Raw genomic sequence first — 24,306 nt, 5'->3', positions numbered from 1 at the left:
CCTGGTTCGGGATCGGGTTCTTGTAGGTGTGACGGCGTCTCTGCACAAGCTGACCGCGGGGTCGGGGTATGACTACCTGACCCGGCAGGTTGCTGCGCAGGATTCCACCGAGAAGGGGCACGCGTCGCTGACGAGTTACTACACGGAGAAGGGCGAGATCCCCGGCCGCTGGGTGGGCTCGGGTCTGGCCGGGTTGGGCGACGTAGCAACGGGGAGTTTCGTTGACGAGACGCAGATGAGGGCACTCTTCGGCGCTGGCTATCACCCGAACATGGCCGCTCGGCTGGCGGCTCTCCCGGTGGGTGCCTCTCGCGAACAGATCCGCGACGCGGCCAGGTTGGGGACACCGTTCAAGGTCTACGAGGCGGCCTCCACCTTCCAGAAGGATGTGGCGGTCCGCTGCAGCCAATGGTCCAGTGCCAATGGGTTGCCGCATGATGCGGTGGTGCCGGTGGACGTGCGGGCGACGATCCGCAACGAGCTCGCCACCACGATCTTTACGGAGCGCGCCGGTCGCGCACCCACACCCTTGGAGTTGTCGACGGAGGTCGCGCGCCTGTCGCGGAACCCTACGACGGCGTGTGCGGGGTATGACGTGACGTTCACCCCGGTGAAGTCGGTCTCGGCGCTGTGGGCCGTGGCCCCGCAGTCGATGGCGGCCGCGATCGAGGCCGCCCACAATGCCGCCGTCACCGACGCCCTGACCTATTTGGAGCAGCGCGTTCTGTACTCCCGACGGGGCGCCGGCGGGGTCCGGCAGGTCGACGTCCGAGGGCTGATTGCGGCGTCGTTTACGCACCGGGACTCGCGGGCCGGGGACCCGAATCTACACACACATGTGGCGATCGCGAACAAGGTTCAAGCCTTGGATGGGACGTGGTTGGCGATCGACGGAAGGCCGCTGTTCGCCGGGTTGGTCAGCGTCAGCGAGGTGTACAACACCCACCTCGAAGCCCACCTGACCCACACCCTCGGCCTCCAGTTCACCGCGGGCGGTGAAGCAGCCGAGGGGAAGCGTTCGGTTAGGGAGATCATCGGCGTACCGAGCGGGTTGTGTGAGGCGTGGTCAAGTCGGCGGGCAGCGATCGAAGCCCGCCAGGCCGAACTCGCCGTCGAGTTCCAACACCGCCATCTGCGCCCCCCGACCCCGGCTGAGGCCATCGCGCTGGCGCAACAGGCGACCCTGGAGACCCGGCAGGCCAAGCACGAACCCCGGACCCTGACAGAACAACGCGACACCTGGATGCGGGAAGCCACTGCGGTCCTCGGCACCGGCGGAGTCGAACGGATGCTCACGAACGTGCAGCAGGCAACCAGTCCTGAAATCCCCCTAGATCCTCGGTGGATTGCTCAGGCTGCGGCGGGGATTGTGGAGACGATGGGGCGCTCTCGTGCGTCGTGGAACGTGTGGCACCTCCACGCGGAAGCATCGCGTCAGGCACGCCGCCAAGCCAGCACTCCGCAGCAGGCCGCAGCCCTCACCGACCAGCTGTTGGCCGCCGCCGCCAGTCGGTGTGTGTTGCTCGACGGATGGGCCGATCCGATCAGTGATCCCGCCGTGTTGCGACGTTCCGATGGTGAGTCGATGTACGCCCACGTGGGCACCAGACGCTTCACCTCCCAGGCCGTCATCGACGCCGAACAACGCATCACCGACACCGCCTCCCGCACCGACGGCCGCGCCGCTACAGAGGCCGACGTGGCCCTTGCGCTGCTCCTTTCCACCGCCGAGGGTGTCGCTCTCAACGCCGGCCAGACCGCGCTCGTTCGAGAGATGACCACCAGCAAGCGTCGGGTCCAGGTCGCCCTGGCCGCTGCCGGGTCGGGGAAGACCACCGCCATGGCAGCACTCGCGCGGGCGTGGCGCGAGAGTGGCGGCAACGTCGTGGGACTGGCTCCCTCCGCGGTCGCCGCCAGCGTCCTGAAGGATCAGCTCGGTGACGCCACCACACTGGCCAAACTCGCCTTCGACCTCCACCACAACAGCCTTGGGGCCACCGGTCCTGTCGGGCCGGACACGCTGGTGATCATCGACGAAGCGGGCATGGCCGACACCCCCACCCTCGCCACGATCATCGACCACGCCATCGAACGAGGCGCCTCCGTCCGGCTGATCGGTGACGATCAACAGCTGGCTGCGGTGGGTGCCGGTGGGGTGCTCCGAGACCTCGTCACCACGCACGGGGCCGTGCCCTTGACCACCATCATGCGGTTCACCGACCCAGCCGAAGCCGCAGCCTCCCTCGCGCTGCGCGAGGGCCGGCCCGAAGCCGTGGGCTACTACCTCGACCACGACCGCATCCACGCCGGCACCGACGAGACCGTCCTCCGCGACACCCTCAACAACTGGCTGACCGACCGCGCCAACGGTTTCGACTCCCTCATGCTCGCCGGCACCCGCCACACCGTGGCCACCCTCAACCAATGGGCCCGCGCCCACCGCCTCACCAGCACCGGCCAGAACACCGCCGAGCAGCCAAGCGTCCTCCTCTCGGACGACAACCAGGCATCGATCGGCGACCTCATCGTCACCCGCCTCAACGACCGACGCCTCACCACCAGCAGCACCGACTGGGTCAAGAACGGTGACCGCTGGACCATCACCGCCATCACCCCCGCCGGCGCCATCCACGCCAAGCACCGCGACAACGGACTCACCGTCGAACTGCCCCCAGCCTACGTCGCCAACCATGTCGAACTCGGCTACGCCGTGACCATCCACGGCGCCCAAGGCATCACCGTCGACACCACCCACACCGTCATCACCGGAACAGAGACCAGGCAGCAACTCTACGTCGCGATGAGCCGTGGCCGCCACACCAACCACACCTACATCCAGATCGTCGACGGCACCGACGAGAACGCACCCATCCATCCCAGCACGCTGCGCCCCACAACCGCCACCGACATCATGGAGGCCGTGCTGGCCCGCGACGGATCCGCCCGTTCCGCAGCCACCGAACAACGTCAGGCAACCGACCCCACCGCCCGCCTCCGACATGCCGTCGCCCGCTACACCGACGCCCTTCACCTCGCTGCAGAACTCCACCACCCCACCGCCGCAGCCGAGCTGGACCGAGACGCCGACCACATCGTCGACGGGCTCACCGCAAGCCCGGCCTGGCCCACGCTGCGCGCACACCTGCTGCTGGCCGCCGACGACACCACCACGCCCGTGCAACTCCTTCGCAACGCGGTCGATCTCCGCGAAGTCGCCAGTGCCACAGACGCGGCAGCCGTCCTCACCTGGCGTCTCCCCACACAACCACCAGGACCACTCCCCTGGCTCCCGGCCATCCCAGACGCCCTGGTGAATCAGGACCGCTGGGGTGCCTACCTGACGGCGCGCGCGGACCAGGTCGCCAGCTTCACCGACGAGGTCCGAACCGCGTCCGCGGCGATGTCGCAGCCAGCATGGGCGTTGCCAGGACAACCTCTCAACCCTCAGATCATCGCCGATATCGAAGTGTGGCGCGCCGCCGCCGGGGTCGAACCCGACGACCGCCGACCCACCGGCCCACCCCAACTCGGAACCGCCGCCCGACGCCACCAACTCGCCCTCCAGGAACGCCTCGCCACACCGACGGCGGTGTGGACCGACCTGCTGCGCGACATCCGCGACGACATCCCAGCCGACCCCTACGCCACCGCCTTGGCACACCGCCTCTCAGCCCTCCACACCGCAGGCGTTCCCATCACCGCCCTCCTCGCCGAAGCCGTCGCCGAAGCGCCCCTCCCAGGCGAACACCCCGCCGCCGCCCTATGGTGGCGACTCACCCGACACCTCACCAGCTCGCCAGCTGCAGCCGGCGTACCCGCTTGGGAAGCAGAACTCCCCGGACTCATCGGAATCGAGGCAACAATCGACCTCGAAGCCAGCCCCTGGTGGCCACAGCTCGCCACCGAGGTCACCGGCGTTCTCACCCACGGCATTCCCCTCAACCAGATCATCACCCCCATCACCGATCTGTCCGGGTTCGACGACGCCTGCCAAGCCCTCCTCTGGCGGACCCACCAACTCACCGCAACACCGCCCAGCGAGGACGAGGAGCCGCCGCACCCTGACCAGATCCCGCCTGAGGGAATCGAACTGATCGACTGGTCCACCCGCAACCAGGAACTCGCCAAAGCCGCCCGCCGCCGACTCGCCACCGAACCAGACTTCACCGCCCTCGAACTATCCATCGGCTTCGCCGAAATGGACCGCTGGACCGACGAACCACACACCCAGCAACGCCTCGAAGAACTCCTCGAAGCAGCCACCACCTACTACCAACAGCAGCTGTCTGGCAGCTGGAGCGCCGACTACCTCACCGAACGGTTCGGCACCGACATTTCCGACGACCACCGTTTCCGGATCGGACACGCACCAGCCGGCTGGACGAACCTGGTCAGCGCACTGCGCAAACAGGGCTTCACAACGGGCGAGATGCTCGCCGCCGGCGTCGCCACCACCACCCGCACCGGCAACACCATCGACCGCTTCCGCAACCGCGCCATCATCCCCATCCACAACCAACACGGCATCGTCACCGGCTTCATCGGCCGACGCCACCCAGACGCCGCGGATCAACAGGGACCCAAATACCTCAACAGCCCCACGACAGCGGTGTTTCAGAAGCGACATCTTCTCTACGGCGCCGAACTCCTCACCCCCACTGCCATACCTGTGCTCGTTGAAGGTCCCATGGACGCCATCGCCGTCACCCTCGCCGGCGAAGGCACCTACATCGGCGTCGCACCCCTCGGCACCGCCCTCACCCCAGAACAAACACTCCTACTCCGCAACCATCCGGCAACCCTCCTCGCCACCGACGCGGACCCTGCAGGCGACCACGCCGCTGAGAACGCGTTCTGGCTCCTGGCCCGACACCGCTTCGACCCCGACCGCGTCAACCTCCCCAACGGCACCGACCCGGCCCAACTCCTCCACGACCACGGACCTCAACACCTGCGCCGGGTGCTTGCGAACACCGTGCCGCAGGCACACGCCATGATTCAGCACCGCATCGCGCTGCGGGCCGAGACTCGCGACCAGCAGCTCACTGAGATCACCGCGGCCCGAAACCCAAATCACTGGTCAGAGACTCTGCACCTAGTCGGCTCAGAGAGCCGGGAGCGACTCCTCAGCCGAATCAACACCTGGACCGCCGACCCAACCGGTGCCAGTCAGACAGGGCGGGAACTGACACGCACCTGGCGACGACATCACACGGAACACCCAACGGACAAGGGACCCATCTACACCGCCGCCGGCGAACCGGCATCTCAAGCCGCCCAGGGCGAGCGACGACTCGACCAACATAGAATGCTGAGCTCCACAAGACCTCCTCAGACGCACCGGGCTATGGAGTGATGCCCCACACGCATGCGCTCCGCGGCGCCGAACAAGTCAATCGATGGCCCCTCTCGCATGGTCACCCCGCAGTGCCTCGCGCATGCGTACTAACCGGCGCTGACTGTCTGCTGAGCGCCTAGATCAATCGAAGCTGAGGGGCTGGAAGCTGTCGGTACCCGGGATTTCGTACTTGAGGGTGGCCCATTGGCGCTCATTGCTGCCGACAGTCCATCGGACGGTGGAACCGGGAACGCCGCCACTGTAGGTCGCCGTCATCACGACATTCTTGGCACCAGGAACACCGCTGGTAGTCGTCCACAGCTCGATCTGGCGCCCCTCGGGCGTCAGGAGTGGCCCCGGTGAGAGGGCCGCGTCGTCTGCCGCATAATCAGCAGGTACGTCGAATGACCACTGAACGAACATGCAATGCGTGTCATCCGGTTCTCCGTCCCACTCGATCTGATCCGAGCAGTCACCCGCCAACCGGCCACTTGCTGACGCGTCGACGTACAGCAGGCTCTCGAGTCGAACCACGATCCCGTCTCCACCGTCGAAGGTCGGTTGCGAGTCGACCGGCTGGTTGATGCGACCAGAATCGACCTGGGAAGCCCAAACCATCCCCGTGTGGGATCCGAGCGGCGCCGTTCCCGCCGCAGGGGCGTCTGACGCCTCAACGACCGCGGCTGGACTTTCGGGAACGGTGGCTGTTTGAGTCACCGTCGCAGTGGCCGTAACAGTCTCGGTCACCGTTACGGTCGCAGACGGTGCGGAACTGACCTGACCGCCGCACGCCCCCAGGCCGAAACACGCTACCGCCGCAAGGGCAACCCGATACCTTCTGACCGACATGAAGCTCCTCAACACTCGATTCTCAAGTGCCCCGCTCGTGAAACCCGGGGCAACGACTTCACACTCCCACGCACCGCTGACAAAACCACTTAGAGACGGGACGGGACTGCTGCATGAATAGGTGACATCCAACGTGTGGGGTCGGGAGGTCCTGCTGGAAGGATGTCTGTCATGCCCAAAGCCCATCCCCGAGAGTTCCGAGACGACGTGGTCGCTGTCGCCCGCCGCGGTGATGCTCCTGTCGCGCAGATCGCCAAGGACTTCGGAATCAGCGAGTCGTGTCTGCGCAACTGGCTAGCGAAAGCTGATGTCGATGACGGCCTGCGACCCGGGACAACAACCACGGAGTCGCTCGAGCTGCGTCAACTGAAGCGCCGCAACCGCCTCCTGGAGCAGGAGAACGAGGTCCTGCGCCGCGCGGCGGCGTACCTGTCGCAGGCGAACCTGCCGGGAAAATGATGTACCCGCTCGTGCGTGAGCTGGCCGCCGATGGGATTCCCGTGGCGGTCACGTGCCGAGTCTTGCAGCTCGCCCGCCAGCCCTACTACCGCTGGCTCAGCGCACCAGTCAGCGACCGGGACCTCGCCGAGGCCCACCTGGCCAACGCGCTGTTCGACGCTCATGCCGACGATCCGGAGTTCGGGTATCGGCTGCTGGCCGACGAGATCAGAGGTCTGGGTCACCAGCGTTGTGACCGGACGGTGTGGCGGATCTGCGCGGCGAACCGGTGGTGGTCGACCTTCGGGAAGAAACGCGGCGGGAACGGGAAGAAGCCCGGCCCTCCCGCCCATGACGACCTGGTGGAACGCAAGTTCACCGCTGCCAAACCGAACCAGCTGTGGCTCACCGACATCACCGAGCACTGGACCGCAGAGGGGAAGCTGTACCTGTGTGCGATCAAGGACGTGTTCTCCAACCGGATCGTCGGCTACTCGATCAGTGACCGGATGCAGGCCCGGCTCGCGGAGGACGCGTTGAACATGGCAGTGGCCCGCCGCGGTGACGTGGCCGGCTGCATCGTCCATTCGGACAGGGGGCGCAGTTTCGGTCCAGGAAGTTCCTCGCTGCGATCCGGCACCACCAGCTGGCCGGATCGATGGGTCAAGTCGGGTCTGCCGGTGACAACGCCGCCATGGAATCATTCTTCGCCCTGCTGCAGAACAACGTCCTGAACCGGCGGCGGTGGGCCAGCAGACAGGACCTCCGGCTGGCGATCATCACCTGGATCGAACGCACCTATCACCGCCGACGACGACAGGCCCGACTCGCCCGGTTGACCCCCGTCGAACACGTGACCATCATGACCACAACGGCCCTCCAAGCCGCCTAACCCAACCTGTCACCAGAACGTGCAGCAGTCCCAGCAATACACAAACGATAACCGAGGCGGCGCCACCTGAAACGCGACGCCCGCCCGGACCAACTGACCCGAGAAACTCGGGCCACCTGAACGACCGGCGGCATGACAGTATGATCGGCGACGGGAGAACTGCGTGGGAACGTTGCCTCGTGGACCTGCTTGACGCAGCAGCGGAGGTCACGCAACCCACGTACGAGTCGACCGTTCATCCGCTTCCGATATCGAGTCCTGCTCAGCTCATAGAACAGTGTTGCCCTTGCAGCGCGAGCCGTTGCAGCGTGGCCTGGGCCAATCTTGTCGGCCGCAGTTCATGGACTCACCACGAAGACCAGTAGCGGCGCGAGTGCCCGCGCCGGAGAGAGGTGTCCGTTCCGTGTCACGGCTCAGCCATCCGATCGCGCCAGTGAAGTTGAGTAGCGCACAGTTCTGCGCCTACTTCGAATCCGAGTTCCGAGGCCTATCAGCGCGGGTGCCCTTTGATTTCAGCCCCGTCGTGCTCGCAGCAGAGAGCGCGAAAGCGGTGGATGGGCCCACCGTTCCAGGAAACCACTAGCCATGTCACGTCGCGGTGGAGACGGGCTGTCACGTCGGCAGCGCGCAAGGCAGGCCAAAGCCAAGCTCGTAGCTGGCCCCGGCGGCGACGTGCGAGTGAGCATCATCACGGGCGCGACGAACTCAACTGGAGGCTTGGACCTCAGCCATGAGGTCCGCCTGGTCCGCTCCGCCCTTCTGTACGCCGACAGAGTGGACCTCTTGTCGCCCCCCGCGGCGATGCTCGCCAACATCATCGCTGGGACCGCGCAGGGAGGAGGCTTCGTCTTGGACGTTGTGAACAGTCTCGACGACGCCACGCTCCAGCACCTGTCCGACGGCAAGGATCCGACTAGGTTGCGCGGCGAACTCCAACTCATGAGCTCCCTCGCATCACTCCCCCGCGCTGAGCGACGCAGACGGCTCGGCGCCGAAGGCTCGCGCCAACTCTCTGCCCTTTCGCGGCAGTTCCGCCAGGTGATGGACAAGAGCGCCGCCGATATGGGGACCGCTATGCAAAGCGTGTGGGAGCGCGCAGGCGCCCCCGATCTGGAACGGGCCGCCGCAGCAGGACTGCTTACTATCCGAGGCGACTTACTCGACTTCAACCTGCCAGCCGATCAAGCTGTCGAAAATTTCGCCGCGGGCCTCGAGAAGCTCATGGAGGACCCGACTAACCACCTAATGTTCGATGAGCAGATGGGTGGACTCACGCGGCGTCTATTGGAAGAACGCCCGGAGCTACAGAGCAGCCTTACCCCACACGCTAAGAGGGCGACACTCGGTTCAGGACTTGCCGCGAGGCTCCCGGCTTTTCCCGACGCTCCCATGTCGGCCATCCTCGAAGCGCGCAACGAACTCGAGGCGCCCCTGGGCCGCTATCGCCGCGCCGTGGGTCAAATGTCGGAACGTCTGGCCGCCGGACCCGTAGACAATCCCGAGCTCGCGACCGAGATCGAGGACCTCTGGCAGGACGACGTGCAGCCCACGCTGCGCCAACTCTCCGCCGACCTGTCCGCAAGCGCGTTTGTCCCCCACCTGTTGGGACAACTTCCTGCAGACGGAAAAGCGTGGGGCGGGCTCGCCTCATTCGGCGTTTCGTTCCTCCAAGTGGGAGTTGGTGCGCTGGCCGAATTGACGCAGCCCGCCGCGCTAGCTGCGGGGGCAGGTCTTGTGGCCACTTCGATCGGCAAGGCAGCGAAAGCGACGATCGATAACCGCCAAGACGCACGCAGCCACGGGCTCTACTACCTACTGGCCCTGAACGAACGCCTCGCCTAAGTTGAGTCCGGCAGAGTGGTGTATCGACCGGTGGCCGCGTTGCTGTCAGGAAGGGTGCGTCAGGGGTGATCCTTTGAGAGTCTCTCGCAACTGCCTCGAGAGAAGAACGCCAGTGACCGCCAATTCGAATATCGAGAACGCGCCTGTGTTACTTCACGATCCTGGTGCGATCGTCGCGCAAATTGTTGCTTGAGCTGGCGGAGGGTTCGTCAAAGCGATCCTGACCGCGCAGGTTGACGGGTCTGAGGCGCCGGGCACGCGACCGTTCCGGGGAGCGGGTCACGTGCATGATGGCTACTGATGGAAACAACACGGGATCGGCAGGATCGAGCGCCAAGCGGCAGAAGCGGACGTGTGCCGTCGGCCTCCAGTTGTCCACCGGGCGCGGGCCAGCCAACCTCGGACACTTGGTGCTCCCGGTTCGCGCCGGACTGGAACGCATCGCCTTGCGTGAGCTGGACGTGGCCGGGTTCTGTGCTTGGATCTGCGTGTGGTGTCGCTTGTATATATCGATGAGACCGGTTCGGTCGGCCGGGGTGCGAGAAGCCAGCCGCTGCTGACGGTCGCCGCTGCGATCGTAAAGGAGGAGCACGTCCAGCCGCTCAGGAAAAGCCTGCAAAACATCGCCATGCAGCATCTGGGTTGGGTTCCGGCCGATCTGGAGTTCCACGGCAGTGTGCTCTGGAATGGGGGCGACCACTGGTCGGAGATGGAGCCTCCTCAACTCATCTCGATCTACAAGGAGGTGATCGATCTTCTGGAGGTGCATGATGTCGACATCTCCTACGCGAGCATTGACAAGGCGCGCCTGCGCGCCAAGTACAACGGGGGCGCCGACAACAACGCCTACCTGTTGGCCCTTCAGTTCATGCTCGAGAAGATCGACCGCTGCTACCCCGGCACACTCAAGATCCTGATCGCAGACGAGCAGAAGGAGCACCAACTCCGCGCCATGAAGATGGTGAAGGACATGCAGATCCACGGCCTTGGTGAGGTGCCCAGCTTCCCGATCAAGACGATCATCGACTCGATCCACTTCGTCAACTCGGCGCAGAGCCCCGGTATCCAAATGGCCGACATGGTCGCGTACCTGCTCCAGAGGAGTTGGAACCAGCGGGACAAGCATCCTGACGCGGTCGCAGCCGTTGCAGAGATGCACCAGGCCATCGGCAACCGCACACACACGTACCGACAGCCTTGGCCCACCTAGCGAGACGACGGCCACTGTAGGTGGCAGAGGGCGAGTTAGTGCGCGTGCGTGAATCCAGACGCGCTGGGACACGAGCACACGACGGCACGCGCTCGAGACCAGGATCCCTCACAGCGGCAACGGGCGGTGGCACGGCTGGCGGCATGAGAGTACGACTGGATGATCCTGCACACGGACCGACCGGTGGCCAGTTCGTCCTCTCCCGACGCTAGTCCGGGGAGTCGCCCCTTCAGTTCACCGCGCCATCGGGGCGAGCGCGTTGGCGCCGCCCAGTGGAGGCGGTCCGCTTCTGGCATCGGTCTATTACTACTAGGAGCGATACTGTCTTCATGAAGTTGGACCCGGACGCCCTTCTGAAGGGGATGAGGGACGCGGCGGAGACTGCATGGGCTCAGGTTTGCCTCTGGGGTCCGCGTCTCATGTTGGTGCTGGTCCCGCTGTACGTCCTATGGTTCGGTCGACGCTGGCCTAACCCTGAGGTCTGGGATCTTGAATCCGTCGGGGTGGCCTGTGTGTATGTGGGTGGAGTGCTGCGGGGCGTCAGTTTGGTAGTCCTGGCTCTGCCGATAGCCGTTCGTCGAACGGCCCAGATCCACGGCGGCCGACTCCACGCTCGGACGGTTGCCGGGCGACGGTAGCTAGATCTTCAGGGTGCTGTGGTGCGGAGATTGCTGGTCCCAAACCTACGTGGACCGAGCGAAGAGTGGCTCTCCGTCCGCAAGGGCCGTCACTGGCTTCTCATGAACGCAGAGGACGCGCCCTGCGCTGAGCATTTTTCCGGATACGGAGCCGAGGTCCACCAGGGCTCGTGGATGGTCGACCATGCCAGAGGCTTTCCGCTCCTGGCGGCGTGGTGCATTAGCGCTCTCGTTGGTCTCCTGGGGGCCATGGCCTTGGCTGTTCTCTAGGTGAGTTGCGCACCTGACGGTAGACGCGTCGCGGCAGATCCGGACGTCTGCCTGGTTTCGCTCTTCAACGGAAATCTGGCGAGGACGCCACACGCTGGGCCCGGAGAGTCTGTGCGACGAGAGCCAGCGCCTCAAATATGTCGCTGACTTTTGCGACGAAGTCAAGATAGGTGAGCACCTGAGGAAGCTTGTCAGCCATGATTCGTCCCGACGTCAAGTCGTGACGAGCGGACGAATGCCCGATTGCGTTGCGCAAGCTACCGTCCAACAAGTGTGCAACATGCTCAATGCCAGGGATCACTCGGACAAAACACAGCTTGTCAGCGTTGACCAAACCCTCGAAACGTTTCATGCTTGCCGGCGGTGAAAGTCTAGCATTCGGTCGATTGGGAGGCTGTTGCGATCCGAAAATGTTGGGGTCGCCATACTTAATTGTGTTCTGAGCCGCGACCATATGGCCCAGATTCTTGCACACCGTCTCAAATCCATGAATATACAGATCTCTCAAGATCGCGAACTCGTTCCGCATGACTCGCCACCCGAGCACCTCAAGATCGACATCCTCTCGCATGTACCTCGCCAGCATCCCGATCCGCCACGTCTCTGCCTGCTCCACAAAGAGCATAATCTCCTCTAAGATCCGCTCCTCCAGTCCCAGGAGATCGCCAGAGTCCAGCCGGCCGTTCATATAGAGACGGTAGCCCTCCACACGCAGCGCAGCGTTGTGTTTGAGGCCCACGCGTCGGATGAATCGCACACCACTCGCAGTGGGGCTCAAGAGGACGTTCGATGTGATGCCTACCAGATTGTAGAGATGGCTTGCTCTCTCGTGTGTCGTATCGAAGCCAATTCCAGGCGAGGAAAATCCTGTCTCCTTGACCGCTGCGGAGAATCTCTCGTGGTTATCACTCAAGTAGTAGCGGATCGCGCGCTGGACTGAAGGCCAGCGATCTTCAAGAAACTCGATACCTTGATTGCAGACGGAAATATATCTTACCGCTGCGTCATCGCCGCAGACGTGAAACAGAGTTGCATTGGTCATGCCGCCGAAGATGTCACCCTTCAGCGAGTCGGCAGCCGGGGATGCGGGTGCATTTGGGTCGACCGTTGCGATGAGTTTTCCAGGAACCCGATCAACGATTTCCCCACCGAGTTCAAGCCGAACGTTCTCGAGGGAGTTGCCGGCCAGTTCACCCTGAATAGGCAACGCGCATGCAGGACAGAGGAAGTAGAACGCCGCTCGCCGTGAAACGTTCAGCCCGAGCCGCAGGGTGAAAACTTCAAGGCATCCGCGGCACTCGACGGTCATTCGGTGGATCATGACTCCCCAATCGCAGATCGCACACCCCAACGGAGCGACACCGGTCCAAGGCTAGCGCGAATGGCACTGGGCGCCGGCAGTTGTCGAACTGCTGGTCTGTCCTCGATTCTGATCTATAGAATCCTGGAAGCAGCCGACCCTGAAGGCGCCCCTCTCGGCTGGGGCGTCCGCCGACCGCAGAGTGGGTGCGCGTCTTGTGAGGGCGGCTCCTCGTTCACTGTCCAGGGCTGGGGGAGAGTGAGGAAGCCACCGCAGCAGGAAGACCCCCTCCCTACTATTGACGAGCCTCCCCCGGGCGTCCCGATCTACAAACTGGCTCTTCACAGATGGCGGTGGGTGATGGGGCTGGAGTTCGGACGGCCCTGGTGAGGTGAGGGGGCCCTCGGGTTGGCAGGATGAAGGTGTCTACGCCTCATCTGAAAACCCAAGGGCCCTTGTGCAAAACGCTACCCCACCCTGCCTTGATACGTTCTGCCGTCTGGACCCTCTCGGGCTGTCCGTGACCGCCCAGCGCGTCGAACCCGACCACACCGTGCTGCGCTGCCGCCCCACCACACCGCCGTCGCCGTGTCCGGGGTGCGCCGGTCCCGGGGTCCGGCATGATGCGGTGCTGCGGCGGTTGGCGCATGTGCCGTTCGGGTGGAAGCCGACGATCCTGGAGGTGGTGGTCCCGCGCTACCGGTGTTGGCCGTGTCGACGGATCTGGCGTCACAGCATCACGGCTGCGGCGCCGTCAAAGGGGAAGCTGTCGCGCGACGCGGTGATGTTGGCGGTCAAGTCGATCGTGGTCGACCGAATGTCGATCGCCCGGGTCGCGGCCAACCTCGGAGTCGCGTGGAACACCGCATCGGATGCGATCCTGGCCGCCGGCACCGAGCTGCTGATCGACAACGCTGACCGGCTGGAGGGTGTCACCACGGTCGGGGTCGATGAGCACGTCTGGCGGCACACCCGACACGGCGACAAGTACGTCACCGTGATCATCGACCTGACCCCGACAAGGACCAGGACCGGCCCGTCGAGGTTGATGGCGGTGGTCGAGGGCAGATCGAAGCAGGCGTTCAAGTCCTGGCTCGAGGCTCAGACGGAGGCGTTCAGGGACCGGGTGGAGATCGTCGCGATGGACGGGTTCACCGGCTACAAGACCGCCGCAGTCGAAGCGATCGACACCGTGGTCACGGTGATGGATCCCTTTCATGTGGTGGCTCTGGTCGGGGACAAGCTCGACCGCTGCAGGCAACGCGTCCAGCAGGAGACGCTGGGGCATCGAGGCCGCTCCGGTGACCCGCTCTACGGCATCCGACGTGTCGCCCGGACCCGGGCTGGGCTGCTGACCGAGAACCAGCAGCACCGGCTCGCGAAGGTGTTCGCCGACCAGCGGCATGTCGCGTTCGAGGTCACCTGGAGCATCTACCACGACGTGATCGACGCCTACCAAGCCGACCAGCCAGCCGAGGGGAAGAAGATCATGACCCGGCTGATCACCAGGCTCCAGAGCGGCGTCCCGGCCGGCCTCGACGAGCTGCGGTCGCTGGGGCAGACGATAAAACGGCGCCGCGATGACATCCTCGCGTTCTTCGACCACCCCGGCACATCAAACGGTCCAACCGAGGCCGTCAATGGCCTCCTGGAGCACCTCCGCGGGACAGCGCGCGGGTTCCGCAGCATCGTCAACTACGTCGCCCAATGCCTACTCGACGCGGGCGGGTTCAGACCCCTGATCCACTCACTTCTGTGAAGAGCCGCCTTGAACCCTCCCGCACGCGCGGTTGGCCGATGATCTCCCATTCGACCGTGTCGAGGATCTGCGCTGAGATCGACCAGCCTGCCTCGGTGTTCCTCGAGCTTCGGCTCAAACGAGGCCGACCTGATACCCCTACCTGCGGCTCGACGCGGCCTCCCTCGACATCCGTATCGGCGGCCGGGGCGTGTCTCAAGCCGTGATCGTCGCGACCGACTGCTTCGTTAATATGCGCCGCTGCCAAGCGGTTCCGGGCAGGATCGCCGTGATCGCGTGCTTGAGGCCTTCGTGGGCGCCGAAGACCCACGATCGCGACCCCGAGCGAATCGTCGGCGCTGGCGACCTTCAAACCGCGATTACTCAGCGAGCGCAGGAAATCGGTCATGAGGAACCGGGTCAGGCACTACGAGAACCGCGTTCCCTCACAACACAGACCCCTAGTGTTTGTTCCGGTGCTGCGGGTCTCCCTCGGCCCGTCGAAATCGGCGCAGGCGCTCTGCCTCATAGCGCAGCTGATCATCATCCGTTCGCCCGAGTTCAAGTGGCCGCAACTTCGGTACGTCAGAACCAAGAAACAGGATGTCGGTATAGTAGCGCACGTAATCGTGAAGACGCTCCCTCTTCGCGATCTGATTGACTGCCCACAGTAGCCCCAAGACCAAAGCAGTCAAAATGAGAATTCCGATCCAAATTGGCCAGCCGTGAACCTCAAAGATAACCTGCATATTTACGAGCGCCAGTGCCATGAATACAAGGACGAACACGATCGCGCCGATATATGCCGGGAACGCGAGCAGGCGCACGAGATCTCGCGCGGCGTCGTCGCCGAGCCTTTCGTAGACATATACAACTCTCTCCGCTGCTCTACTCCCCCAAGAACGGACGATTTCCGAATAGATCGCCAATGCAATGAGCAGGGCGACTATCTGTCCGGGCCCGGATATTTCAATGGGCTTCACCCTGAGCGCCCAGAGTTCCTGCGGTGTTATCCATAGCCACCAGAAGACCGGAATGAAAAGCAATGTCATGGCCACCTCGTACCAAGTCACGCTCGGGTTATTAGTTGCAGCAACCAGCAAATGGGCGCGCTTCCCGATAGAGGCATTGAGGTCCGCTCTCGGCCTGCCTTTCAACTGCGCAGACAGTTGGACATCACTGATCAGATCGTTCCGCAAACGTCTGGCGGTAGTGCCGAACGCCGAGTACATCCCTGCGATGGCGCCCAGTGCTCCGACGAAAAGCCCTACGAGCGCCTGCCAATCCTGCAATCTGAGCTCCATCCGTCCTTGCCTCCTGTGGATTGACGCTTGTGGCGCCGTTCGGTGACCATATGACACCCATGGTGCCCCGTTCTAAGAGCCAGGGGAACCGGTCAAGTTCTGCTTCGGCGCTTTGCCGTCGATGTGCATCCCGCCGCTTCCAAAGCGGCTCTTCACAGATGGCGGTGGGTGATGGGGCTGGAGTTCGGACGGCCCTGGTGAGGTGAGGGGGCCCTCGGGTTGGCAGGATGAAGGTGTCTACGCCTCATCTGAAACCCAAGGGCCCTTGTGCAAAACGCTACCCCACCCTGCCTTGATACGTTCTGCCGTCTGGACCGTCTTGGGCTGTCCGTGACCGCCCAGCGCGTCGAACCCGACCACACCGTGCTGCGCTGCCGCCCCACCACACCGCCGTCGCCGTGTCCGGGGTGCGCCGGTCCCGGGGTCCGGCATGATGCGGTGCTGCGGCGGTTGGCGCATGTGCCGTTCGTGAATCGCACTGAATCGCACTGAGTTTGTTGGAGACTCCTGGTCTTGGAAACGAGGATGGAGTCATGCCGAAGGAACAGGTGCCGGGGAAGCCGACGACGCGTCGGTACTCGGAGGAGGAGAAGGCCGCCGCGGTGCGGATGGTTCGGACCCTGCGGTCGGAGTTGGGAACGGCCCAGGGGCCGATGTCGATGACGGCGTCTCCCCAGGGGTGAGAACCGCTGAGGCGGCGCGAGTGAGGGAGTTGGAGCAGGAGGTCCGTGAGCTTCGCCGGGCCAATGAGATCTTGAAGCGGGCCGCGTCTTTCTTCGGGGCGGAGCTCGACCGCCAACACCGGAGATAGTCGCGTTCGTCGACCGGAACAAAGACGACGTCGTGGAGGGTCGAAGGCTCGGGGTCGAGCTCATCTGCACTGTGTTGCAGGTGGCTCCGAGCACCTACTACGCCGCCAAGTCCCGCGCCCCCTCGGCTCGGGCTGTCCGCGATGACGAGCTGATCCCCAGGCTGGTGGAGCTCTGGGAGGTGAACTACCGCGTCTACGGGGTCCGGAAGCTGTGGAAGACCGCGGTGCGGGCAGGCATCGGGATCGGGCGGGATCAGACCGCGCGGCTGATGCGGGCTGCGGGGATCGAGGGTGCCCGACGCTCGAAGCGGGTGACCACGACTCGGCGGGATCCCGTGGCCTCACGTCACCCGGACCTGGTGAAGCGGGAGTTCACCGCCACCGCCCCGAACCGGTTGTGGGTCACCGACCTGACGTTCGTGCCGACCTGGGCCGGTGTCGCTTACGTGTGTTTCATCATCGACGCGTTCTCGAGGATGATCGTCGGCTGGCGGGTCGCTCCACACATGCGAACCGAGATGGTCCTCGACGCGATCGAGATGGCCCGCTGGTCCCGCGGCCATCACCACGGCGATCTGCGTTGTCACAGCGACGCGGGCAGCCAATTCACCTCCATCCGCTACGGCGAGCGACTCGCCGAGATCGGCGCGACCCCGTCGATCGGGACCGTCGGCGACTCGTTCGACAACGCTCTGGCCGAGACAGTCAACGGCTACTACAAGACCGAACTGGTCCGCGGTCCCGCCCGGCCCGGTCCATGGAAGAGCGTCGAGGACCTCGAGCTCGCGACCCTCGGGTGGGTGCACTGGCACAACACCACACGCCTTCACGGATACCTCGGCGACCTCCCACCCGCCGAGTTCGAGAACGCGTTCTATGCTGAACAAACCGACCATCAACAGCTGGTAGGAATCAAATGGGGCGAGTCTCCATCAAACCCAGTGCGATTCAAAACCCCTAGTCGCCTAGGGGTTCATTGGTGGGCCTAGCTGGACTTGAACTTTCGGCGAACCGCACGGCTGGGCCCGGGCGCCTATCGGTCGGAAACAGGCTCCCAGCCGCCCTCTTTCGAAGTCTACTAGGCCATTTAGGCGCGACACCGCCTTGCGTTAACGTGGGGACACAGCAGGCATAACGGGCTCGACCGGACAACAATCCGGTACAAATCCGGTACACAGATTGGACATGCCATGGCGCGTCGAGGGGCTTCATTGGGCACCGTGCGGCAGCGTGGTCAACGATTTTACCCGCGCTACGAACGCCACGGTCAGGAACACCATGCGGGTCATGGTTTCTTCACTGAGGATCTAGCCTGGGACTGGTTGCGCCGAGAGGAAGCTCTCATCACCGAGGACCGCCTCACCGGCAAGTCGATCTGGACCCCACCGGCAACGAGACGACAAGAGGACGAAGCGGTTGAGAGCAACGCCACGATCACTCTGGACGAGCACGCTCGCTACTGGATCGAGCACCGAACGACACCCAAAGGCACCCCTCTCGCCCCCCCGCACTCGCGCGGAGTACTTGAAGTACCTCGACGGGCGCCTGGCACCGTTGGCGGCCAAGCCGTTGGCTGAAGTCACCCGGGAGGACATCGACGAGTGGTGGAAGGCCAACGAGGACGGCCACGTCATCCGGGCGCTGGCCTACGCCTTCATGAAATCCGTCTTCAAGGACGCCGTCAATCGGGGAATCGTCCCAGCCAACCCCTGCCGGGTGGAGAACGCCACGCGACGCGTTGCGCAACGACCGAAAGCAGTCCAGACAGAGCTCCTCACCTCCATCACTCACGCGCACATAGCCGCCCTGGCGGAAGCCATGGATGAGGAGCGGTGGCGAGCTTTCGTCATGTTGCTCGCGTACTCGGGTCTACGCCCAGGCGAGGCATTGGCCTTGGAGCGCGGAGATCTCCGCCAGGACTCAATCGATGGCCGACCACGGTGGGTAGTCAGCGTGACGAAGTCCGTGACGTCTGCCCGCGACAAGGGCCAGCACCTCAAGGGGCCAAAGACCACCGGGTCCATTCGCTATGTCCCGCTACCCCCGCACCTGGCTGAGACCCTGACCGAGCACCTCGAACGATTCTCAGAGCCAGACACGGGCAAGGACGGCCTCGTCTTCCCAGGCACCTACTGGCGCAACCGCTACGGCACCACAACACAAGTTCTAGGCACCTCCCCCAAGGTGAGACGTGGCCCGGGGCGCCAACCCACGCCCCGTACACCCACAGGTTTCTACGAGGCACGCATCGCGATCGGAAAACCCGCCCTGAAGCTGTACGACCTGCGCGCGTGGGCCCGCTCCGCATGGAAGAAGGCCGGGATCAGCGACTTCGACTGCGAACTGATGATGGGCCACACACTGCCGAAGGTGGCCGGCGCCTACACCGTCCTTGACCGTGAGAATCTCTGGCCACAACTCGACCGGCTATCCGAACAGACGGGATGGACCGCGCCTGCGACGCCGAGGGCGGCCCAGGCACAGAACTCCGGGGCTGGGCCAGGGCTTCTGGCCTCCATCGTGGAGCATATGGATCCCGCTTCCCTGGCGCGCACTCTGGCAGCATTATCTGAGGCTCAGCGGGCTGAGGTTCTGGCATCGATCCCTGTTGCCCAAGTCGCCACGGTGATCTCGCATCTGGCTGCCAAGTATCCGTCTGCGGAGTGATCCCGCCTCTTCTAGCGCTGCGGCTGCTAAGCCACCCGTTGGATAAGTGCAGCTACACGGCGAGATCGCCGAGCCCGGCCACGCCACGGCCGCGCCAAGCTCCCGGCACCTCGCCGCGTTCCGAGTAGTAAGAGTCGAGTGTCGCATGACCCTTCTCCGTCGAGTCATGCGCGGCCACCTGCCGGGTCAGGTAGTCGTACCCCGTCCCGGCCGTGAGCTTGTGCAGCGAAGCTGTCATACCCATAACAACCCAGCCGGCACCGCCCTAGCGAACAATCAAGTCCGGGGTGGAAGCGCTAATGCAGTGGGTGTGTGATCTTCATTGCTCGTGCGCGAGTCGGAGCCGGCGCTTCATCCGCTTAGTCCCTGCGCGCGAGTTGCCAGTGGACACTCCTTCGGGGCCAAGGGTCCCCATCGTTCGGAGAGGGTGGTCAGCGAGTTGGTCGGGACCAGCGGTGAAAGCGTCGTTGGAGTGGGGTGAATCCATGCTGTTCAGGGGCGCATGGTCAGCGCCTATACTTCAGGTTTGCACGCACGTCAGCCTGAGCTGAGCGGCCACGACGCCGACGAAGCCGACGGTGGCGACGCCAGGTCGATCCACCGAATGCCGGTGGGCAGAGCCATTGCGGCAGTGGTGCCGGTCAGAGCAAGCGTGGGAGCTGCGGCGCGGAGCACAAGGCCCGCGGCAAGGAGAATTGCACCCCGCCGCTCAGCCGATCCTGCCGCGCCGGCCGGGCCCTGGAAGCGTAGTTTCAGTGCGACGATGGTGGAGCCAGGAGCGCACTCCCAGTCACCAGTCGGGTTAGGTGAAGGGACCGTGCCAAGACGGGCGCGGCCGTATCGACGGTCATCGGGGTCCCTCCTCTTGATCGATCGCTCCCGATGCTATTATCGGTATATGACGATGTTAACGGGATTTGCGGGTGAGGCTTTGGCCGAAGGGCTGCCGGTTGCGGCGGCGTTGTTCCATGGTTTGTCTGATCCTTCCAGGTTGGCGATTTTGCAGCATCTGACGCTGGGGGAGCATCGGGTGCGTGACTTGACTGAGCATCTGGGGTTGGCGCAGTCGACTGTCAGTGGGCATTTGGCGTGTTTGCGGGAGTGCGGTTTGGTGGAGTCGAGGCCGGAAGGGAGAGCTTCGGTGTTCTCGTTGACGAACGCGCCGGAGGTCTTGGGTGTGCTGGCGGCGGCGGAGCGTCTGCTGGAGGCCACGGGTCAAGGGGTGGCGTTGTGCCCGAACTACGGCGTCGACACTGTGACCAATCCGAGTGTCGGGCAGTTGAAGAGCCATGACGCTCAGGGGGTCGCGCGATGACCGACCGTGAGGATGTGCTCGAGAGCGCCTGCGGTTGTGAGTCGCCGGCGCCTGCCAATCCCGGCAGTGGTGGTACCGGCGAGAGTGTGGAGCGGTGGTGGCAGATCCGGGATATCCAGTTCGGGCTGGTCTCTGGTGCTTTCCTGTTGGCCGGGTTCGTGTGCAGCCAGCTCGGCTGGGAAACCGCTGCGCTGATCCTTAGTGCTATCGCGCTGCTCGTGGGGGCGTCCACGTTCGTCCCCGGTGCTCTGAAGAAGCTTGTTCGGGGCAAGGTCGGGGTCGGTCTCCTGATGACGATCGGTGCGGTCGGCGCGACGCTGCTCGGTCAGGTCGAGGAGGCGGCCATGCTGGCCTTCCTGTTCTCGCTGGCCGAGGGCCTGGAGGACTACTCGATCGCCAAGACCCGTCATGGGCTACGGGCCCTGCTCGACCTCGTCCCGCGCGAAGCTACGATCCGCCGCGAGGGGCGCGATGTCCTGGTCGGTGTCGACGACCTGGTGGTCGGTGACCTCCTGATCGTGAAACCGGGCGAGCGGCTCGCCACAGACGGGACAGTCCGCGCGGGCCGCACCGCGTTGGACACGTCGGCCATCACCGGCGAGTCGATGCCGGTCGAGGTGGGGCCCGGCCGGGAAGTGTTTGCCGGTTCGATCAACGGCTCGGGTGCGCTGGAGGTGGAAGTCACCGCCGACGCGCAGGACAACTCGCTGGCACGGATCGTGCACATCGTCGAGGCGGAACAGTCCCGCAAGGGCGACACCCAACGCCTGGCTGACCGGATCGCCAAGCCCCTGGTGCCCGGCATCCTGATCGCTGCGACACTCACCGCCGTGATCGGTTCCTTGCTGGGGGATCCTTCCGTGTGGCTCGCGCGGGCGTTGGTGATGGTGGTGGCCGCCTCGCCCTGTGCGTTGGCGATCTCCGTTCCTGTAACGGTGGTGGCCTCCATCGGCGCCGCGAGCCGGCGCGGCATCCTGGTCAAGGGCGGAGCGGCCATGGAGACCCTCGGCCGGGTGCGGACCGTCGCCCTGGACAAAACCGGCACCCTCACCCGCAACCAGCCGGCCGTGATCGCCGTCGTCGCCGTCCCCGGCTACTCCCGCGGCGATGTCCTAAAGCTCGCGGCAGCGCTCGAAATTCGGAGCGAGCATCCGCTGGCTCGAGCAATCCTGGCCGAGGTCGACGACGTGGGAGTTGCGGAGGAGGTCTCAGCCGAGGTTGGGGCAGGGCTGACCGGCAGGGTCGATGGCCGTCGGGTGCGCTTGGGTCGCCCCGGTTGGATTGATCCCGAGCCGGTGGCCGAGGACGTGGCGCGGATGCAGCAGGCGGGAGCGACGGCCGTACTGGTCGAGGTGGAGGGACGCGTGGTGGGGGCGATCGCCGTGCGTGATGAGTTGCGACCTGAGGCGCCCGAGGTGGTGACGCAGTTGCGATCCGCTGGATACACGGTTGTGATGCTCACCGGTGACAACGAACTCACCGCCCGTGCGCTGGCCCACGAGGCGGGAATCGGGCTGGTGCATGCCGAGCTGCGGCCCGAGGACAAGTCGGCCGCCATCGAGCGTCTCCGCCGCTCGGGTCAGGCCACAGCAATGGTCGGCGATGGCGTCAACGACGCCCCCGCGTTGGCCACGGCCGATCTCGGGGTGGCGATGGGAGCGATGGGCACCGACGTGGCCATCGAGACCGCGGACGTCGCCCTCATGGGCGATGACCTGCGGCTCCTCCCGCAAGCCTTCGATCACGCTCGTCGAACCCGCCAGATCATGCTGCAAAACGTCATCCTGTCGATCGCGCTGATCACCATCCTCATCCCCTTCGCATTGTTCGGGGTCCTCGGTCTGGCGGCCGTCGTCCTCGTCCACGAACTGGCGGAGGTCATCGTCATCGGCAACGGCATGCGCGCCAGCCGCGGCACCGCTTTCCCACCGCTCGCAGCCCCACGCCGAACTCCTGCGACAGAGTCGGTTTCGGTATGAGCGGGAACCATGACCACAGCCATAACCTCGGACCGGATCACAGGAAGCCACTGGCCGTAGTCCTCGGGATCACTGTCACGGTGATGCTGGTGGAAGTCGTCGGGGCGGCCGTCACGGGGAGCTTGGCCCTGCTCGCCGATGCCGGCCACATGCTGACCGACGTGGCCGGGCTCACGATGGCGCTGGTGGCGGCAGCCCTGAGCCGTCGCCCACCCACGCCGAGCCGAACGTGGGGGTTTCTGCGGGTGGAGATTCTCAGCGCGGCAGCCCAAGCCTTGCTGCTATTCGGCGTGGGGATATTCATCCTCATCGAGGCGGTACGTCGCCTGCTCGAACCTCCGGGAGTGGCGACGACCGGAATGATCGTCTTCGGGTTGATCGGACTCGGCGGCAACATCATCGGGATGCTGATCCTGTACCGATCGCGGCAGACGAACCTGAATATGCGAGCCGCCTTCCTCGAGGTCGTCAACGATGCACTCGGATCCGTTGCCGTCCTGGCAGCCGCGGTCGTGATAGCCGCGACAGGCTTCGAGCGCGCTGACGCCATCGCCTCGCTGATCGTGGTTGCGCTGATCGTTCCCCGGACCGTCCGCATCGGCCGCGATGCACTCCATGTGCTGCTGGAATCGACCCCGCCAGGGGTGGACCTGGCTGCGGTACGAACCAGCATCCAAGGCCTGGCCCACGTGCATGACGTGCACGACCTGCACGCCACCCAGATCGCCACAGGGGTTCCCGTGCTCACCGCGCACGTGGTAGTCGACGACTCCTGCTTCCACGACGGCCACCTCATGCAGATGCTCGACCAAGTCCAAACCGAACTTCGAGAAGCCTTCGCCATCGAGCACACCACCATCCAATTCGAGGCCGTGACCCACTCCGCGCACGAGTACGCAACCCACGGCTGACGCCACTATCGCGCCGCGAACCCAGGGGGGTCTGCTGCGCACGCAGGTGACAGCCGAATGTATGGACCGTTTGTTCCCGTTGGAAGTTACGGGCGGGGTCGACTTGGATTGCGGGACCTCTTTAGTGCGGTCCTTCGAAGTCTCGCGTTCGTAGAGACCAGCCCCTCTGGCGGGACCGTCAGCCGGCGAGCATCTCCTTCATCTCGGTGATCTCGGCCTCCTGATCGGAGATGATCTTCTCGGCGAGGGCGAGAGCTTCGGGATTCTCACCGTCGGCGAGTTCGGCCTCGGCCATCTCCACCGCGCCTTGGTGGTGGGCGATCATGCCCTCGAGGAAGGCGGCGTCGAACTCCTCGCCGGAAAGGCCCTCGAGATGCGTCATCATCTCCTCCTGGCTCATGCCGTTCATGTCCATGCCATCCATGTCCATGCCACCGTGATCCATCGGTTCAACGTCCTCGCCCCACACCTCCAGCCAGGCGGTCATCTTCTCGATCTCGGGGCCCTGCGCCTGCGCGATCCGCTCGGCGAGCTCGACGACGTCGGGGTTCTCGGCCTTGTCGATGGCCAGTTCGGCCATTTCGATGGCGCCCTCGTGGTGAACGATCATCATCTGGGCGAAGGTGGTGTCGGCGTCGTTGTGGGCCTCGGAGGCTTGCGCATCGGTGGTGGCGGGCGCCGTGGCCGCCGGGGTCGCCGACGCGGTGGTGGGTTCGGTCTCCGATTCCGCGCAGCCTGCGAGGGAAGCGGCCGCGAGCAGCGCGCCGAGCGTCGTGGCGAGGAGCTTTTTGCGTGACATGGTCG

At 64.7% G+C, this 24,306-nt stretch carries 14 protein-coding genes and 2 pseudogenes; 10 read left to right on the top strand and 6 right to left on the bottom strand.

Features of this window, described 5'->3' with window-relative positions; translation table 11 throughout:
* Nucleotides 1-28: 28 nt before the first annotated feature.
* Nucleotides 29-5,356 (top strand): MobF family relaxase, encoded by a 5,328-nt coding sequence (gene mobF, locus C3E87_RS08750; protein ID WP_076061745.1) that lies wholly within the window; start codon nucleotides 29-31, stop codon nucleotides 5,354-5,356.
* Between the two features lie 123 nt (nucleotides 5,357-5,479).
* Here mobF and C3E87_RS08745 read toward each other — a convergent pair whose 3' ends face one another.
* A complete protein-coding gene (locus C3E87_RS08745) occupies nucleotides 5,480-6,085 on the bottom strand; it encodes a hypothetical protein (protein ID WP_143570956.1) in 606 nt (201 codons plus the stop codon).
* Nucleotides 6,086-6,358: 273 nt separating this feature from the next.
* Here C3E87_RS08745 and C3E87_RS08740 point away from each other — a divergent pair.
* From C3E87_RS08740 to C3E87_RS08730, 3 genes and pseudogenes are all read left to right on the top strand, one after another.
* Nucleotides 6,359-7,517: pseudogene (locus tag C3E87_RS08740) on the top strand (IS3 family transposase).
* A 678-nt stretch (nucleotides 7,518-8,195) separates the two neighbouring features.
* Nucleotides 8,196-9,359: a hypothetical protein gene (locus C3E87_RS08735; protein ID WP_143570955.1), complete on the top strand. Its 1,164-nt coding sequence runs from the start codon at nucleotides 8,196-8,198 to the stop codon at nucleotides 9,357-9,359.
* Between the two features lie 478 nt (nucleotides 9,360-9,837).
* Complete coding sequence (locus C3E87_RS08730; protein ID WP_198928260.1) at nucleotides 9,838-10,569, top strand: DUF3800 domain-containing protein; 732 nt, start codon at nucleotides 9,838-9,840, stop codon at nucleotides 10,567-10,569.
* Nucleotides 10,570-11,541: 972 nt separating this feature from the next.
* Here the strand turns inward: C3E87_RS08730 and C3E87_RS08725 are convergent.
* Complete coding sequence (locus tag C3E87_RS08725; protein WP_143570954.1) at nucleotides 11,542-12,786, bottom strand: hypothetical protein; 1,245 nt, start codon at nucleotides 12,784-12,786, stop codon at nucleotides 11,542-11,544.
* A 448-nt stretch (nucleotides 12,787-13,234) separates the two neighbouring features.
* Here C3E87_RS08725 and C3E87_RS08720 point away from each other — a divergent pair, with 448 nt between their 5' ends.
* A complete protein-coding gene (locus tag C3E87_RS08720) occupies nucleotides 13,235-14,536 on the top strand; it encodes an ISL3 family transposase (protein ID WP_076061731.1) in 1,302 nt (433 codons plus the stop codon).
* Here C3E87_RS08720 and C3E87_RS08715 read toward each other — a convergent pair.
* Complete coding sequence (locus C3E87_RS08715) at nucleotides 14,508-14,924, bottom strand: hypothetical protein (protein ID WP_238974198.1); 417 nt, start codon at nucleotides 14,922-14,924, stop codon at nucleotides 14,508-14,510. The two genes, C3E87_RS08720 and C3E87_RS08715, sit on opposite strands and share 29 nt — an antisense overlap.
* Before the next feature lie 52 nt (nucleotides 14,925-14,976).
* Entirely contained in the window at nucleotides 14,977-15,819 is an 843-nt protein-coding gene (locus C3E87_RS08710) for a hypothetical protein (RefSeq protein ID WP_076061729.1), read from the bottom strand.
* 533 nt (nucleotides 15,820-16,352) lie between these two features.
* On the opposite strand from C3E87_RS08710, the pseudogene C3E87_RS08705 reads away from it, so the two are divergent.
* A pseudogene (locus C3E87_RS08705) lies at nucleotides 16,353-17,547 on the top strand (IS3 family transposase); the annotation flags it as partial.
* A 607-nt stretch (nucleotides 17,548-18,154) separates the two neighbouring features.
* Nucleotides 18,155-19,297 carry a tyrosine-type recombinase/integrase gene (locus tag C3E87_RS08700; RefSeq protein WP_076061727.1) on the top strand — a complete coding sequence of 381 codons (1,143 nt, stop codon included), beginning with the start codon at nucleotides 18,155-18,157 and terminating at the stop codon, nucleotides 19,295-19,297.
* 52 nt (nucleotides 19,298-19,349) lie between these two features.
* Here C3E87_RS08700 and C3E87_RS08695 read toward each other — a convergent pair whose 3' ends face one another.
* On the bottom strand, nucleotides 19,350-19,535 hold the full coding sequence (locus C3E87_RS08695) for a relaxase domain-containing protein (RefSeq protein WP_158069061.1): 186 nt from the start codon (nucleotides 19,533-19,535) through the stop codon (nucleotides 19,350-19,352).
* A 660-nt stretch (nucleotides 19,536-20,195) separates the two neighbouring features.
* Between C3E87_RS08695 and C3E87_RS08690 the strand changes: the two genes are divergently transcribed.
* Genes C3E87_RS08690 through C3E87_RS08680 form a run of 3 tightly spaced genes read left to right on the top strand, consistent with a single transcriptional unit; the run spans nucleotide 20,196 to nucleotide 23,502 of the window.
* On the top strand, nucleotides 20,196-20,612 hold the full coding sequence (locus C3E87_RS08690) for a helix-turn-helix transcriptional regulator (protein WP_076061723.1): 417 nt from the start codon (nucleotides 20,196-20,198) through the stop codon (nucleotides 20,610-20,612).
* Nucleotides 20,609-22,591 carry a cation-translocating P-type ATPase gene (locus C3E87_RS08685; protein ID WP_076061721.1) on the top strand — a complete coding sequence of 661 codons (1,983 nt, stop codon included), beginning with the start codon at nucleotides 20,609-20,611 and terminating at the stop codon, nucleotides 22,589-22,591. The genes C3E87_RS08690 and C3E87_RS08685 overlap by 4 nt, the downstream gene beginning before the upstream one ends.
* Entirely contained in the window at nucleotides 22,588-23,502 is a 915-nt protein-coding gene (locus tag C3E87_RS08680; RefSeq protein WP_076061719.1) for a cation diffusion facilitator family transporter, read from the top strand. The genes C3E87_RS08685 and C3E87_RS08680 overlap by 4 nt, the downstream gene beginning before the upstream one ends.
* A gap of 178 nt (nucleotides 23,503-23,680) precedes the next feature.
* Here C3E87_RS08680 and C3E87_RS08675 read toward each other — a convergent pair whose 3' ends face one another.
* Nucleotides 23,681-24,301 (bottom strand): DUF305 domain-containing protein, encoded by a 621-nt coding sequence (locus C3E87_RS08675; RefSeq protein ID WP_076061717.1) that lies wholly within the window; start codon nucleotides 24,299-24,301, stop codon nucleotides 23,681-23,683.
* Nucleotides 24,302-24,306: the final 5 nt, after the last annotated feature.

The sequence above is a fragment of the Tessaracoccus sp. ZS01 genome (assembly GCF_022342445.1).
Taxonomy (GTDB): Bacteria; Actinomycetota; Actinomycetes; order Propionibacteriales; family Propionibacteriaceae; genus Arachnia.
This window is presented reverse-complemented; position numbering and strand designations above follow the sequence as displayed.

Bases quoted from the DNA above. Each gene is read 5' to 3' on its own strand.
- C3E87_RS08725 (WP_143570954.1), bottom strand. From the start codon at position 12,786: ATGACCGTCGAGTGCCGCGGATGCCTTGAAGTTTTCACCCTGCGGCTC.
- C3E87_RS08710 (WP_076061729.1), bottom strand. From the start codon at position 15,819: ATGGAGCTCAGATTGCAGGATTGGCAGGCGCTCGTAGGGCTTTTCGTC.
- C3E87_RS08680 (WP_076061719.1), top strand. From the start codon at position 22,588: ATGAGCGGGAACCATGACCACAGCCATAACCTCGGACCGGATCACAGG.
- C3E87_RS08695 (WP_158069061.1), bottom strand. From the start codon at position 19,535: ATGACAGCTTCGCTGCACAAGCTCACGGCCGGGACGGGGTACGACTAC.
- C3E87_RS08715 (WP_238974198.1), bottom strand. From the start codon at position 14,924: ATGACCGATTTCCTGCGCTCGCTGAGTAATCGCGGTTTGAAGGTCGCC.
- C3E87_RS08675 (WP_076061717.1), bottom strand. From the start codon at position 24,301: ATGTCACGCAAAAAGCTCCTCGCCACGACGCTCGGCGCGCTGCTCGCG.
- C3E87_RS08690 (WP_076061723.1), top strand. From the start codon at position 20,196: ATGACGATGTTAACGGGATTTGCGGGTGAGGCTTTGGCCGAAGGGCTG.
- C3E87_RS08685 (WP_076061721.1), top strand. From the start codon at position 20,609: ATGACCGACCGTGAGGATGTGCTCGAGAGCGCCTGCGGTTGTGAGTCG.